The organism is Commensalibacter sp. A3DC (genome assembly GCF_047307945.1).
GTDB classification, from domain to species: domain Bacteria; phylum Pseudomonadota; class Alphaproteobacteria; order Acetobacterales; family Acetobacteraceae; genus Commensalibacter; species Commensalibacter melissae.
Genome location: NZ_JAXOQA010000049.1, coordinates 1 through 14,176, shown reverse-complemented (window position 1 = coordinate 14,176; position 14,176 = coordinate 1). Strand labels below are relative to the sequence as shown.

Below are 14,176 nucleotides of genomic sequence, written 5' to 3'. Positions count from 1 at the left end.
TTTTTAATGCCTTGGATAATGATAACAACACATCAGAACTACGTGGAATTCTGCATCAACTTTATGAAAATGGTGGCATTTTATGGACTGAACAATATTTCAATTTGTCAAAAGACACAATTAAACAATTGAAACATTACAAAATTCATTATGGAAATCACGCAATTTATATCGAAAACCTTTTTAAAGAAAAACAATATTATTTACGACATACACTCCTCACACTCAATGAACAGATTGCTAATCCTGTTTTACTTTCACCTAAACAAGTTGCTTATTCAACTTCTACGAAAATGAACAAAAATCTTGTTGCCAAGATGGGATGGCTTGTTGCCAATAAACAGATCATCAGATTGGATATTGCAGAAAAATTGACGTTCAAGCTTAAGAAAGCGTCAAAAAAACATCCTGTTTGTTTTCATAAAAAATGGATAGCGCCTGTTCCATATTATAATGATAATATTATTCCACTACTTAAATCGCTAAAATTGCAACCCAAAAAACCTGAAAAATTATCATATGAAAAATTTGGCCCTCCAGCACCCTTATTAATTAAGAAAATTAAAATAAAAAAACAGCGCAAAATTAAACATATGACGCATCTTACCCAAGATAATCCATTTAACATTCTTAAAAACCTACTTTTGAATCGTACATGAACTATCAAACTGAGCTAACCTGTCAACGTATTGATATCTGGCTTTGGCATGCTAGAATATATAAATCCCGATCGATCAGTCATTTCTCGATAAGATACAAAATTATAAAAAAAAATTCAAAAGCAGTTATCAAACCTGCAACTTTAATAAAAAAAGACGATATCATTACCATTCCCTGGAACAACAGTAGCAGGGTAATACAGATCTTGGGTTTTTCAACCCGAAGAGTTTCAGCAAAATTATGTCACTCTTTATACAAAGAAATTCTTGAAAAATAGATTCTGATGTAATAAAGAAAATGAATAATTTTCTTGTTAGTCATCAAGATGATACCTAACTTATATAAGTAAGCTATTTTATATAATTAAGAAAAACAATTATTTAGGGAAAAACCCTTATTTAACTAGTATGAATCGGAGAAAACAATGGCCTATGTGGTCACAGAAAACTGTATCCGCTGCAAATATATGGATTGTGTAGAAGTATGTCCCGTCGACTGCTTCTATGCGGGTGAAAATTTTCTAGTTATAAGCCCAGAAGAATGTATCGATTGTGGAGTATGTGAACCTGAATGCCCTGCAGAAGCTATATTCCCTGACAGTGATGATCGTTCTACCGACTGGATTGAGATCAATGCTGAACTGTCCAAAACATGGCCAAACATTACAAGAAAAGAAAATACACCTTCGGATGCTGATGAATGGAACGGAAAGCCTGATAAAAAAGATATGCTTTCCCGGGAACCGCATAAAAGCTAATGTATATCAGTCTTTAATCAATAAAAAACCCTTTATCATTTGATAAAGGGTTTTTTTATAACTTGATTTCATTTTGCCCCATAATGATTTACAGGACAAAACGTAAATATAATTATCGAGACATCATGTTATAACTTGCATTATGCATTACGAATAACGTTCCAAATACAATAACGATTGCTACGAAAAGCGAAAATGCATAACTTACCAAATCAACACGTTTTTCTGGAGACACACTGACATGCAAGAAGAATACTGACTGAACAATAATTTGTAATGCTGCCAATACCCCAAGCGTAGTTGCAGTAGCCATCGTTGAAAACATATGTTCCATAACGATATAAAAAGCAATTACCGTAAGGATGATCGATAATACATACCCGACTATATAGGATGCTACAGAGCCGTGTCCTGCCTCCTCTGAGGCTGTAGTGTGATTTTCTGTCATTATGCCATACTCAACAGGTAAACGAAACTAAATACGCAAATCCAAACAATATCCAAGAAATGCCAAAATAAACTCATACAAGCCAATCTTGGCATCATTGTTTTGTTTAGACCCTTTGTTACCAATTGAATCATCAGAACCGTCATCCAAATCAGACCCAAAGTAACATGTAAGCCATGCGTTCCAACAAGTGTAAAGAATGCCGACCAATAAGCGCTGACGGTTGGTGAGGCACCATGTTGAACAAAAGCGATAAACTCTTGAACTTCCAAAACAAGGAACCCTAAACCAAGAATGGCTGAGACCACCATCCATAAAAGTGTTCCATTGTTACTGTTACGACGCGCCTGAATCATCGCGAAACCGAAGGTAAGTGAACTTGTCAACAGCAAGGCAGTTTCAATAGCCACTCGTCCCAGTTCAAACATTTCTTTACTGGTTGGTCCACCAGCAAACTGATTTCTTAAAACCGCATAACTGGTAAATAAACACCCAAAGACAATGCAGTCCGACATCAAATACATCCAAAAGCCAAAGAATGAATGATTTTCATGCTCATGTTCGTGTTCATGAACATTTTGTGAAGTATTTGACATCGTTGTACTCATATTCTCAGCCATTATTCAGCCACCTGTGTCATAAGTTTACGAGAATGTTCTTTTTCAATACGTTCAACTTCTGAAGCAGGAATGACATATTCTTTATCATCTTTAAAGCTATAGCCAATAGCTAATACAAAATTAAGAATTACGGTAACAATCACAAGCCACCAGATATGCCAAACTGCCGCAAATCCCAGAACCAATGCAAACATGCCATGCCAAAAACCTGCAGACGTGTTTTTGGGCATAAGAATATCCTTATAGGTTTCAGACGTACGACGTGTATCAATTCCATGCTCTTTATTATATGCATAAGCATCACGTGATTGAACAACTGGAATATGAGCAAAGTTATAAACAGGAGCTGGAGAAGAAGTTGACCATTCAAGACTACGACCATCCCATGGATCACCCGTTACATCAATATTTTCAGGTTTTTTCGCGTTAATAATACCAAGGAAAATCTGTAATAATTGGCAAACAACACCACAAAGGATACAAAATACACCAACACAGGCAATCTGTAACCAGAAATGCCAATTGGGATTGTCATAATGATTCAAACGACGAACCATTCCATCAAATCCGGTAATGTATAATGGAACAAATGAAAGGAAGAATCCAAAGAACCAGAAAAAGAATGCGGCCTTACCAAGTTTCTGACTCATCTTGAAACCGGTTACTTTTGGAGCCCAAAAATTCATTCCCGCGACATAACCAAAATAAACACCACCAATAATAGTATTATGGAAGTGAGCAATCAAGAATTCACTATTATGCAAAACGAAATCACTGGCTGGAATTGCAAGCATAACCCCGGTCATACCACCAATAACGAAAACAATCATAAATCCGATTGTCCAATACATTGGTGCAGTAAATTCGATACGCCCTCTAAACATGGTAAAGAGCCAGTTAAAGACCTTAACTCCTGTTGGGATGGCAATGATCATCGTCATGATACCAAAAAAGGTATTAACATTTGCTCCGGCACCCATTGTAAAGAAGTGGTGAACCCAAACCAGCAAGGACAAGGTCGTAATCGCCAAACTTGCATAAACCATTGTTGCATAACCGAATAATGGTTTTTTGCAAAATACAGGAACAACTTCCGAGAAAACACCAAAGGCAGGAATTACAAGAATGTAAACTTCAGGATGTCCCCATGCCCAGATCAGATTCAAATACAACATTACATTTCCACCACCATCATTGGTAAAGAAATGCATTCCACAATAACGATCCAGTGCCAATTCAGCCACAGCTACTGTCAAGGCAGGGAATGTCGTAAAAATCATGATACAAGATGCAATAACAGTCCATGTGAAAACAGGAACACGCATCCATGTCATTCCCGGGGCACGCATTTTGACAACTGTAGTTATAAAGTTAACAGCGGTCAAAAGCGTTCCAACACCGGAAATCTGAACAGCCCAGATATAATAGTCTACCCCTACGCCAGGACTGAACTGCAATTCAGAAACAGGTGGATAGGCCAACCAACCAGCAGTCGAGAAATCACCAATAAACAAAGAGATGTTAACTAGTATAGCACCAGCAGTCGTTAACCAAAAACTTAATGAGTTAATAAATGGAAAAGCGACGTCACGGGCACCAATCTGCAAAGGAACGATAAGGTTAAATAAACCCTGCATAAATGCCATGGCCATGAAGAAAATCATGATTGTACCATGAGCAGTGAAAATTTGGTCATAATGCGATGGAGGCAGGTAACCAGGACTATTATAAGCCATGGCCTGTTGCAGACGCATCATGATAGCATCCGCAAATCCACGGAATAACATAACAAGTGCAAGCACGATGTACATTATACCGATACGCTTGTGATCAACCGAGAAAAGCCAGTTTCTGAACAATACACCCCATTTACCATAGTATGTGATCGCTCCTAAAACAGCCAATCCAACAATAACTACCCCAATAAATGTCCCTACCAATATAGGTACATGATATGGAATAGCCGAAAGACTTAATTTACCTAACATTTATCTATTCCTCTGCGTGCTTCATTTCACCAGATTGACTTGAGCTCATATGAATCATTTGCCCAGTAGCTTTATCCATAACCATACCATTGTTATATTTTGCTATGATTGTATCGAATAAAACCGGTTCAACATGAGCATAGTATTCAACTGGATTTTTAATACTATCTTCATGCAGTTTAGCATATGTTTCATTGTTCAAGTCTTGAGAAGACGCACGAACTTTTTCAATCCAGTCCTGAAATCCCTTTTCATCTTTAACCAATGTACGGAATTTCATATCTGAATATCCAGCACCACTGTAATTATTGGATTCCCCAAAATAATCACCTTCTGTAGAAGCCAATAAATGCAATTGAGTTTGCATACCGGCCATTACATAGACTTGTGACCCTAGCTGCGGAATCCAAAAAGAGTTCATTGTCGCATCGGATGTTAATCGGAAGGAAACTGGTGTATTAACAGGTACCACCAATTGATTAACTGTGGCTATACCATATTCAGGATAAATAAATAACCATTTCCAGTTTAACGCAACAACCTGAACATCAATTGGCTTGACTTGTGGATTATCAGCAGGTGCAGCGATTGGTTTATAAGGATCCAATTCATGAGATGAAACAAATGTTTTATATGCAAGAAAAGCAATCAAACACATTGGAATTCCCCACATACATATTTCAATCGGAAGTGAGAAATCCCATTTTGGTGAATATGTCGCACTGGTATTTGATGCACGATAACGTCTTGCAATAATTAAGGTTGCAATAATAACGGGAATAACAACGCAAAGCATTGCCCCTACCGTCATCATAATCAATTCTTTCTCACTTTGTCCTATCGGTCCTTTTGGATCAAATAAAACCAAGTTACATCCACCCAACATAAGAGTAGATGTTAAACCCACTACCGATAATGTAATTTTCGGTAATAATTTTTTCATTCTATGCCTCGTTGATTCTGACATCGCTCAACTCATCAGCGTGTTTATTTTATAAAACTTCTTTTTAATTGAGAAATCATATAAAAAAACAGTTTTATATTATTAAATTTTTACATAAAATTCATTCTTCATAAAAAGACCACAATTTTTTCTAAATTTAGACATATAATCATGATCTTAGTATAATGTTATTTTATATCTAATTGTTTACTATAAATAACATCCCATTACAACTCACTTTATAAGCAAGCACTTATTTTAAATATTGATTATGGATTATACCTATAGTCAAAAAAATAGTGCTGAAAAAAAACAGCACTATTTTCAACATTCATAAAACTGTTATTTTAAGCCTAGTTATCGTTTTGACGAACACCCATGAATTGCAGCATAAACTGAAACAGGTTGATAAAATTCAAATACATACTTAATGCATCATAAACGCTGGCTTTAAGTACGATATCAGACCCTTCATATTGATAGAGATTTTGATATGAAAGCTTAATACGTTGAGTATCCGTAGCGGCAAGACCTGTAAAAATGATCACTCCAACTATATTAATGATTAATCCTAGTTGTCCGCTTTTGAAAAAAATATTCGCAACCATGGCTAAAACAAGACCAAACAGGCCCATTCCTAAAAAAGAACCAATACCTGTCAAATCTTTGTGAGTTGAGTATCCCCACAAAGACATTCCTGCAAACATACCTGCTGTGACTACAAACGTCCTTACGATGGATTCACCTGTATATACATAAAAGATATTTGCCATACTAACGCCCATGACACCACAAAATACCCAGAAAAGCGTTTGTGCAGCTTGCGTTGAAAGACGATTGACCCCAAAGGACATTACCAATACAAATGCCAATGGTGAAAAAATAGCGATATAACCCAATAATGTTGGAGTGATTCCAATGGTTCTGTACCCCATCACTACCGGATGATAAAATATATCACCTAAAGATGTGTTAACAACCAAATATGAAACTAATGCAGTTAGCAACAACCCTGATGCCATCCAATTATAGATACGAAGCATATAATTTCTAAGACCTGCATCATATGCAACTTTGGCATTGACATTGGTCATATTGTTATAAGAATCAGGACGAAATACCATTTACTTTACTCATTAAAATTTTCATAGACTTATATAATATATTTCATTTACAGCCCAAATATCAAGCATTGAAAAAAAATATGTTATATTCATAATTAATACGCAAAGAGTTGAATTATAAAAACAGAATTGATCATATGCGCTTATTTATAGGTATTGATTTCCCAGATTATGTAACTCGCCATTTAAGTCAATTAAGAGGTAGTTTGACTTATGTAAGATGGTATGACCCTGGGACTTACCACCTCACACTAAATTTTATAGGTGAAATTAATGACTATGATCTGTTGAATGATCTTGATTTAACACTTGAAAAAATATCGCCCCCTTCATTCAATTTGACAATTGATAAGGTTAATCTATTTCAAACAGCATCCAATACCCAAATATTATGGGCGGGGATCCAGCCTTCGGAGAGTCTGGTTCATTTACGTAAAAAAGTGGAACAAATCTTAAGACAATTAGAAATCAAAACTCAAAAACAAAAATTTGTTCCCCATATTACACTGGGGAAAGGTTCTTACCTTCCTCAAGAACATATCAAACAATGGTTGAATCATTATAACCTGTTAAAAATTCCCGATATTGAAATAACCCACTTCTCATTGTTCAGCTCGTATCCTGGTAAGGAGCAGCCCAATTACATAATTGAGAAAAATTATCCATTATCTTTTCAAACTTAAGATTTTTTGAATTTACCAATCAGATTAATCATAAAACTAGCATACTGGACTTCACAACAAACAAAATGATCCGTTTTATCCAGTTTCAAACTCGCCAATCCAAAATCGTGATAAATGGTCAGGTATTTTTTTCCCGCACCCCAAAAACCAATAGACCGATTTTCCTGTAACGCCAAATCCCTAAGACGCCAGATAGTATTGACAATTTCACGTTCATTACCCACGGGATCTCCTATTCCGACTAAAAAATTATCCTTACGAATAAAAGGTATAGCCGTTCCCTCCTTTGAGCAGATCAAGATACCATTCGGTTTAATATCATCCAGTAATTTATTGTCTGTATCAGACATAACCCGATATAATTCTTTAGTTTCCCCTGACCAGGGCCATGAAACTATTTTTGCTGGAAGCATCAGTTTAAACAATATTAAAATTCCGCTTATTCCCACCACTGCAATAATTATTTTTGTTGCGATTGAAATATTGCCAGAGAAAAAAACCTGAACAACTCCATATTGAGCAATTGATTGCGGGATTAACCAGTTTATTATCAATACAGTGGTTAAAAATAAAATAACCTCTACTATAATTTTGCTGGAAAACGGTGCATCCGTTAAACTGGCTGATCGATAATAACATTTTCTAAACGGAGCAATAAAAAACGCAACCAAAGTCAGTATGGCCGGAATAATGAGATAAGTTCCCATAATCAACGTAATTACTGCTGATGCAATTAAAATACAAAGACTTAATCCCCATGCGAGTGTAATTCTACGGACTAATGACACCGTAAGAGTTAATAGGATAAGACCTAAAAATGATAAAATATAATCGCCTGTAAGTTCAATAAATAATGAAAAAGTTCCTGCATCGTGAAGAATCAATCCTGAATCAAACAAAGGCACAGCCAGATCAATCAAAGCGCAAATAAAAACTGCCGCTGCTGCAATGGCTACAGAAAAAGCCGCATCACTCTCCCGCAGATTTTCATCAATGAATAGAGATGGATTGAATCGTAACAAATTCTTTTTTCTGGGCTTATCAAATATGGATTTGCTTCTAATTAAAATTTCATGCACTGCAAACATACTGCCTGCAATAAACAATGGTATTAAATAATACAAAAACCGGAAAACAAATATAACACACATAATATTGGCCATTGGCATATAATTTTTTAAAGCCAATATCATGCTGCCCTCAAACACCCCTGCACCTCCAGGTACACTTGATATTAACCCGGCAATATAAGAAGCGATATAAATCGCCATAAAAGACATAAAATCAAGTGCAGGATAACCGATCATGATTGAATGAGACGGCACGACACAATAAGGGATTGCAGCCGTTATTATAACTTCAGCAGTTGCGACAACAATTTGTGAAATAGCCATGGATGGTCGAGGAAACGATAAAGTATATTTCCAGACTTTTAACGTGTTGCATCGGAATGAAAGAAAAATATAACCAAAGACCCCTAACCACGCGACAATTCCGATAAAAATAAATATCCAGCCTGGCAATGCCTGCCCAATGATTGGTAATGAATTCGATTTAAATATTAATAACGCGCCTACTAGCACCGCAACACCTATAAAATAGGTAATGGAACAAAAGGCGATAACCTGAAGGATTTCTAAAGGCTTAAGCCCCCAACTCCCATATAACCGGAAACGAACCATTGCTCCAGAAACTGCCGATAAACCAATATTATGTGAAAGCACATAGGAACAAAAAGATGCAAAGGCAGTTTTCAAAAAAGACAAGCGGTATCCAATTTGTCTAACAGCCATTTTATCATAAAACGACAGGACAAAAAATGACAATAAGGTGCACGCTCCAGCCATTAACAAGGAAAAAGTGGGAATTTGTTCAAAAGATAGCTTAATCTCTTTCAGGCTGAGATGTTTGAATTCCTTTTGCACAACATAAATTGCAGCCATGAATAACAAAACACCAAGAATACGAGAACAATATTTTAAATGAATCTTCCAACCCGTGTTTTTATAATGTTTCCCATCATTCTGGGTGTTATTGAGTTTTTCGAAATCCGATGGCTGCATGAATCTTCTATGTTATAATTGATAAAGCAAAATCTTTCGATCTTCTTATATTTATCTTTTTACCGCCTTGTTAATCAACTCTATTGTTTCTTTTATTCCATATACGGCGATAAACATTCCGAAACGTGGCCCATCTTTTTGTCCGAGTAACACTTCATAAAGACAACCAAACCAATCCCTTAACGGTTCAAATTCGTATTTTTTACCGATTGCAAACACCAAATTTTGTAAAATATCAGGTTTATGCTCTTCCGCTGGCAATTTCTTCAATTCAACAGATAACTCAATCAAAGCCCTTGCCTCTCGTTCATCCGGTGTACGATAAACCTTATGGGGACGAATGAAATCAGCATAATATGCCAGGGCATTCTCTACTAGCTGAGCCAACATGGGGTTATTGTCTGGCGATACAGATTCATCATATCGTTTAAGAAATCCCCATAATATTTCGGCTCTTTCCGCATTCGTAACACTGGCAAGATTTAATAACATTGCGAATGAAATTGGACTTCCCGCTTTTTTTGGTAAAACACCTCCATGTATGAACCAGGCAGGATTAGCATATTTCTTTTCTTTTTCAACGGGTCCGACACTATCATCTCCCCGCTCTGATTTCTGCCAATTTTCAACATGTTTAAGATATTCATCTGTAGTCTTGGGTATAACATCAAAAAATAATCTTTTCGCCCGTCTAGGTGCATTAAACATATATTGCGCAAGACTTTCCGAGGGACCATATCGCAACCATTCTTCAATCGACAGTCCATTTCCTTTCGATTTTGAAATTTTTTGCCCCTGATCATCAAGAAATAATTCATATGTTAGATTGGCTGGTGGAGTGCCACCAAGAATTTTACAAATCTTGCTTGAAAGTCGAACACTGTCAATCAGATCCTTTCCTGACATTTCATAATCTACCCCCAGGGCATACCAGCGCATTGCCCAATCAGCTTTCCATTGTAATTTTGCATATCCACCTGTAACAGGGGTTTCAAAAAGCTTGCCATTCCCATCACGCCATTGAATAGTTCCAGATACCGGATCAATTTTTTCCATAGGAACTTGCATAACAATTCCCGTTTCAGGATGGACAGGTAACACAGGGGAATAGGTGGCCCGTCTTTCTTCTCTCAGTGTCGGTGCAATTACAGCAACTATCTTGTCGTGAACTTCCAATATTCTTTTCAAAGCGGAATCGAATTTTCCTGATTGATAATATTCTGTTGAGGAGGCAAATTCATATTCAAATCCAAAATGATCAAGAAAGGAACAAAGTTGGGCATTATTATGTGCACCAAAAGATTCATGTGTTCCAAATGGATCAGGTATACTTGACAAAGGTTTTCCTAAATGTTCTTTTAACATTTCCTGATTAGGTACATTTTCTGGAACTTTACGTAAACCATCCATATCATCTGAAAATGCAAGAATGACCGCTTTTTTCCCTGTCAGGGCCTGATATGCCTGGCTGACCCAAGAAGTGCGAGCCACTTCGCCAAACGTTCCGATATGCGGTAAACCAGAAGGACCATATCCTGTTTCAAGCAAGGCGGGTTTATCCGATTTATCTTTTTTATTCCGAACATGTTCAGCCAATTTTACGGCTTCCTCGAAAGGCCATATTTTGGGTATTGAAGTAAAAGAAGAAAAATCGTTTATTGTCATTATTTTACAGCCACTATAAAAATGCCTGCCCTCTGATTAAATATGGATTTAAAAAACTATTATCTGTTAGATTAACAGGATAAAAATCAATATATTATCATATACGTATGAATTGTTAGAAAATAAATGGTTTTAAAAGATTATTCCGCATTAATTATTCATGATAATCAGTTTTCATTATTTAATACGGATGGAGAAATTCTTAATTTACCGTTACAGACATTGATTGCTGAACTTGAACAAACAACTGAATTGCTGATCATACACAAATCTTATACCTACCGTAAACTAAAATCCCCAAAAACCATTCATACTGACCGGTGGCTTGATTTGCTTGAACTTGCCGCATTTGTATTTCCCGTTCAATCCTTCGGCTATACAGTCACAAATTTTGCCAATGCATTAAAAATCCCCATGCCTTTAAATCCTGAAGCTGATTTTTTAATAATTATCTGCGATTATCTTATCCTAAAATTCAAGGAAGAATATAATCATGGCAACAAAGACCTGATTGCCGCTCGGCTAGCGGCCCTCTATCATGCACAATGGTTATGGGCTCCAATATTATTATCTGCACTTGATATTTCTCTACCGTTACCAGCGCAACAACTGCAAGCTTCTGACGCGCTCAGAATATGGCAACGATTACCAAAATGGCAAGAACTTTCCCCACGTCCCCAACCCAGCCAATTTCCTGTCAAACGCCAGGAAACCTTTAATCGTTTGGCCGAAATTCTGGGACCTGGCGCTGAAGATCGAGCTGGACAAATTGATTTTACAGATGTTGCCCGTTATGCATTTGAACCTTGTGTGGAACAGGGAAAACCCAATATTGTATTAGCCGAGGCAGGAACAGGTACAGGAAAGACCTCTGCCTATATTGCTCCAGCAAGTTTATGGGCTGAACACAATAAAGGAACAGTTTGGATAAATACCTACACGCGCCATTTACAAAGGCAAATCGAACATGAATTCCATCATCTTTATCCAGATCCTGTCACCCGCAAGAAAAAAATTGTTGTCCGAAAAGGTAGAGAGAATTATTTATGTTTATTAAATTTAGATGAATATATTACGCTTCATTTCAATAAAAATGATGGTAACGGTAATAATATCGCCATTATTTTATTATGCAACTGGGCTGAACAAAGCAATGATGGTGATCTTTTTGGAGGTGACCTGCCCAACTGGTTCCATGATCTTTTTGACAACAGAATATTATCTATTCTTGCTGAAAGACGCGGTGAATGCATTCATGCAAGTTGCCCACATTACCAGACTTGTTTTGTTGAACATTCCATTCGCAGAGCCCAAAATGCAGAAATTGTTATTGCAAATCACGCCCTGGTCATTAACCACTTTGCCTGGTCTTTAGATAATGCCTCTCCTGAATGGGAAAGTAATCTACCGTCCCGCTTGATTTTTGACGAGGCCCATCATATATCGGATGCAGCCGATTCAGCTTTTTCAACCGCTTTCTCGGCTACTGAAACCAGCGAATTGAGACGATGGCTATTAGGAAATGAAGGAAACAATACACGTTCAAAAGGATTGAAAAAGCGTATTCATGACGTAATTATTGGCAATAAAGCGCTTGAAAAGGATTTGGAAGAAATTATTGATTCCGCCTTTATTTTACCCCCCTTAAATTGGTCAAGTCATCTTGCATCATTTCATGACAATAAGGATGAAAACCTAACCAATTTATCTGAGCGTTTCTTTTACCTCATATATCAGCAAATACAAGCCCGTTTTTCCCGTAACCAAATTATCAATCAGTCCTACGCGGAAACAAGACAATATGAATGCGATCTCTATCCGCTATTACCGGAATTAGTTGCACTTGTACCAAATTTAATTCAATCCTTTCAAAAATTGCTAAACTGTCTTTTAAAATTTACACGCAATATAGAAACCAAATTAAATAATGAAAAAGACTCTCTGGACAAAATGTCCCTTGAGAGACTTGAGACAACTCACGCAACATTAACCCGGAAAGCGGTTACTCCCTTAAATCTATGGTTGGATCTTTTGACTTCATTGAATAAACCAGAACATTCCAATAGCCAACCTAAAACTCATGTTTCATTTCTGAAATCTGAACATAAGAATAAAAATATAACAGACGTAGGTTTATTTCATCATTGGCTTGACCCAACCATTCCATTGATGAAAATGCTGGCACCTTCAATACAAGGTATGCTTTTCACCTCTGCAACCTTACGCGATGAAAGTAACAATGACACAGAAGCATCCTGGCAAGCAGCCGAACAAAGAGTTGGGACAGAACATCTTCCCGTTCAACCTCTTAGAGCTGCATTAAGTTGTCCCTTCAATTATGACAAGCAAGCCCGTGTTTTTGTAGTTAATGACATTAATATTCATTCCATCAATGAAGTGGCCCATGCCTACCTGCATTTATTCAAGGCCTCCAAAGGTGGTGCATTGGGATTGTTTACAGCAATTCATCGGTTACGTGCAATTTATCACCAGATTAATGAATCTTTGGAAAAAAATAATATTTCTCTTTTTGCACAACATATCGATCCATTGAGTAATAATAGTCTGGTTGAATTGTTTAAAAATGATATGCGCTCCTGTCTATTGGGTACTGATGCCATGCGGGATGGAATCAATATTCCAGGTAATTCTTTACGCCTTGTTGTATTTGAAAGAATACCCTGGCCTCGCCCTGATATTCTTTATCGAGAAAGAAGAAAGTATTTTTATAAAGACAAACCCGATCTTTATGATGAGCAAATTGTTCGCTTGCGCTTAAGACAGGCTTTTGGCAGATTGATACGTAATCAATCAGACAAGGGAATTTTTATTATTTTGGACCGTCGTACACCAACTCGTGTATTGTCCGCTTTCCCAAAAAATGTTCCGATACGAAGACAGAGCCTACAAGAGGTAATCAATCAGACGACCCTTTTTATGAAAAATAAATCATCATAAACAACAAAACCAGCTCTTTATCAAAAGAGCTGGCTTGCTTACGGTAAATAGATAACTCTAATACCAGTAATCGTATGCTTCGATCTTACAAAGGCTTGAGATTAGCTGCAGCAGCTTTACCTCTTTCTGTTACAATATCATAGCTTACACGCTGATTTTCCTTCAAATCACGAAGTCCAGCAGCCTGAACAGCTGTAATATGCACAAAAACGTCCTTGCCACCTTCTTCAGGGACAATAAAACCAAATCCTTTTGTAGGATTAAACC

General features: G+C 36.8%; 13 protein-coding genes. 5 read left to right on the top strand and 8 right to left on the bottom strand.

Annotated elements, in window-relative coordinates:
- From U0839_RS06650 to fdxA, 3 genes are all read left to right on the top strand, one after another.
- Window positions 1-659, top strand: a 659-nt coding sequence (locus tag U0839_RS06650) for a hypothetical protein (RefSeq protein WP_413550323.1), incomplete at its 5' end; no start/stop codon positions are given.
- On the top strand, window positions 656-937 hold the full coding sequence (locus tag U0839_RS06645; protein ID WP_413550322.1) for a hypothetical protein: 282 nt from the start codon (window positions 656-658) through the stop codon (window positions 935-937). The genes U0839_RS06650 and U0839_RS06645, both read left to right, overlap by 4 nt.
- A 147-nt stretch (window positions 938-1,084) precedes the next feature.
- The gene (gene fdxA / locus U0839_RS06640) at window positions 1,085-1,417 is read left to right on the top strand and encodes a ferredoxin FdxA (RefSeq protein ID WP_155565608.1); all 333 of its coding nucleotides are present in this window, start codon (window positions 1,085-1,087) and stop codon (window positions 1,415-1,417) included.
- A gap of 112 nt (window positions 1,418-1,529) precedes the next feature.
- On the opposite strand, the gene cyoD is transcribed toward fdxA, so the two are convergent.
- From cyoD to U0839_RS06615, 5 genes are all read right to left on the bottom strand, one after another.
- Entirely contained in the window at window positions 1,530-1,865 is a 336-nt protein-coding gene (gene cyoD / locus U0839_RS06635) for a cytochrome o ubiquinol oxidase subunit IV (RefSeq protein ID WP_110438187.1), read from the bottom strand.
- Window positions 1,865-2,485 (bottom strand): cytochrome o ubiquinol oxidase subunit III, encoded by a 621-nt coding sequence (gene cyoC / locus U0839_RS06630; RefSeq protein WP_196424137.1) that lies wholly within the window; start codon window positions 2,483-2,485, stop codon window positions 1,865-1,867. The genes cyoD and cyoC overlap by 1 nt, the downstream gene beginning before the upstream one ends.
- Window positions 2,485-4,473, bottom strand: coding sequence for a cytochrome o ubiquinol oxidase subunit I (gene cyoB / locus U0839_RS06625; RefSeq protein ID WP_155565609.1), 1,989 nt, complete (start codon window positions 4,471-4,473; stop codon window positions 2,485-2,487). Before cyoB ends, cyoC begins: the two co-directional genes overlap by 1 nt.
- 4 nt (window positions 4,474-4,477) lie before the next feature.
- A complete protein-coding gene (cyoA, locus tag U0839_RS06620) occupies window positions 4,478-5,416 on the bottom strand; it encodes a ubiquinol oxidase subunit II (protein ID WP_155565945.1) in 939 nt (312 codons plus the stop codon).
- 353 nt (window positions 5,417-5,769) lie between these two features.
- Window positions 5,770-6,540, bottom strand: a complete 771-nt coding sequence (locus tag U0839_RS06615; RefSeq protein WP_122123732.1) for a Bax inhibitor-1/YccA family protein — start codon at window positions 6,538-6,540, stop codon at window positions 5,770-5,772.
- Between the two features lie 137 nt (window positions 6,541-6,677).
- On the opposite strand from U0839_RS06615, the gene thpR reads away from it, so the two are divergent.
- Window positions 6,678-7,223: an RNA 2',3'-cyclic phosphodiesterase gene (gene thpR, locus U0839_RS06610; RefSeq protein ID WP_155565610.1), complete on the top strand. Its 546-nt coding sequence runs from the start codon at window positions 6,678-6,680 to the stop codon at window positions 7,221-7,223.
- On the opposite strand, the gene U0839_RS06605 is transcribed toward thpR, so the two are convergent.
- Together U0839_RS06605 and U0839_RS06600 are read right to left on the bottom strand one after the other, a co-directional pair.
- Entirely contained in the window at window positions 7,220-9,286 is a 2,067-nt protein-coding gene (locus tag U0839_RS06605; RefSeq protein ID WP_198185212.1) for a lysylphosphatidylglycerol synthase domain-containing protein, read from the bottom strand. The two genes, thpR and U0839_RS06605, sit on opposite strands and share 4 nt — an antisense overlap.
- 51 nt (window positions 9,287-9,337) lie before the next feature.
- On the bottom strand, window positions 9,338-10,951 hold the full coding sequence (locus U0839_RS06600) for a lysine--tRNA ligase (RefSeq protein ID WP_413550320.1): 1,614 nt from the start codon (window positions 10,949-10,951) through the stop codon (window positions 9,338-9,340).
- Window positions 10,952-11,077: 126 nt separating this feature from the next.
- On the opposite strand from U0839_RS06600, the gene U0839_RS06595 reads away from it, so the two are divergent.
- A complete protein-coding gene (locus tag U0839_RS06595) occupies window positions 11,078-13,909 on the top strand; it encodes an ATP-dependent DNA helicase (RefSeq protein WP_155565613.1) in 2,832 nt (943 codons plus the stop codon).
- 85 nt (window positions 13,910-13,994) lie between these two features.
- Here the strand turns inward: U0839_RS06595 and U0839_RS06590 are convergent.
- Window positions 13,995-14,176 (bottom strand): cold-shock protein (locus U0839_RS06590; protein ID WP_413550319.1); only part of this gene is annotated, 182 nt, incomplete at its 5' end.

Excerpts from the sequence above, each read along its gene's own strand:
- U0839_RS06645 (WP_413550322.1), top strand. The coding sequence starts at position 656 with ATGAACTATCAAACTGAGCTAACCTGTCAACGTATTGATATCTGGCTT.
- fdxA (WP_155565608.1), top strand. The coding sequence starts at position 1,085 with ATGGCCTATGTGGTCACAGAAAACTGTATCCGCTGCAAATATATGGAT.
- cyoD (WP_110438187.1), bottom strand. The coding sequence starts at position 1,865 with ATGACAGAAAATCACACTACAGCCTCAGAGGAGGCAGGACACGGCTCT.
- cyoC (WP_196424137.1), bottom strand. The coding sequence starts at position 2,485 with ATGGCTGAGAATATGAGTACAACGATGTCAAATACTTCACAAAATGTT.
- cyoB (WP_155565609.1), bottom strand. The coding sequence starts at position 4,473 with ATGTTAGGTAAATTAAGTCTTTCGGCTATTCCATATCATGTACCTATA.
- cyoA (WP_155565945.1), bottom strand. The coding sequence starts at position 5,416 with ATGAAAAAATTATTACCGAAAATTACATTATCGGTAGTGGGTTTAACA.
- U0839_RS06615 (WP_122123732.1), bottom strand. The coding sequence starts at position 6,540 with ATGGTATTTCGTCCTGATTCTTATAACAATATGACCAATGTCAATGCC.
- thpR (WP_155565610.1), top strand. The coding sequence starts at position 6,678 with ATGCGCTTATTTATAGGTATTGATTTCCCAGATTATGTAACTCGCCAT.
- U0839_RS06605 (WP_198185212.1), bottom strand. The coding sequence starts at position 9,286 with ATGCAGCCATCGGATTTCGAAAAACTCAATAACACCCAGAATGATGGG.
- U0839_RS06600 (WP_413550320.1), bottom strand. The coding sequence starts at position 10,951 with ATGACAATAAACGATTTTTCTTCTTTTACTTCAATACCCAAAATATGG.
- U0839_RS06595 (WP_155565613.1), top strand. The coding sequence starts at position 11,078 with ATGGTTTTAAAAGATTATTCCGCATTAATTATTCATGATAATCAGTTT.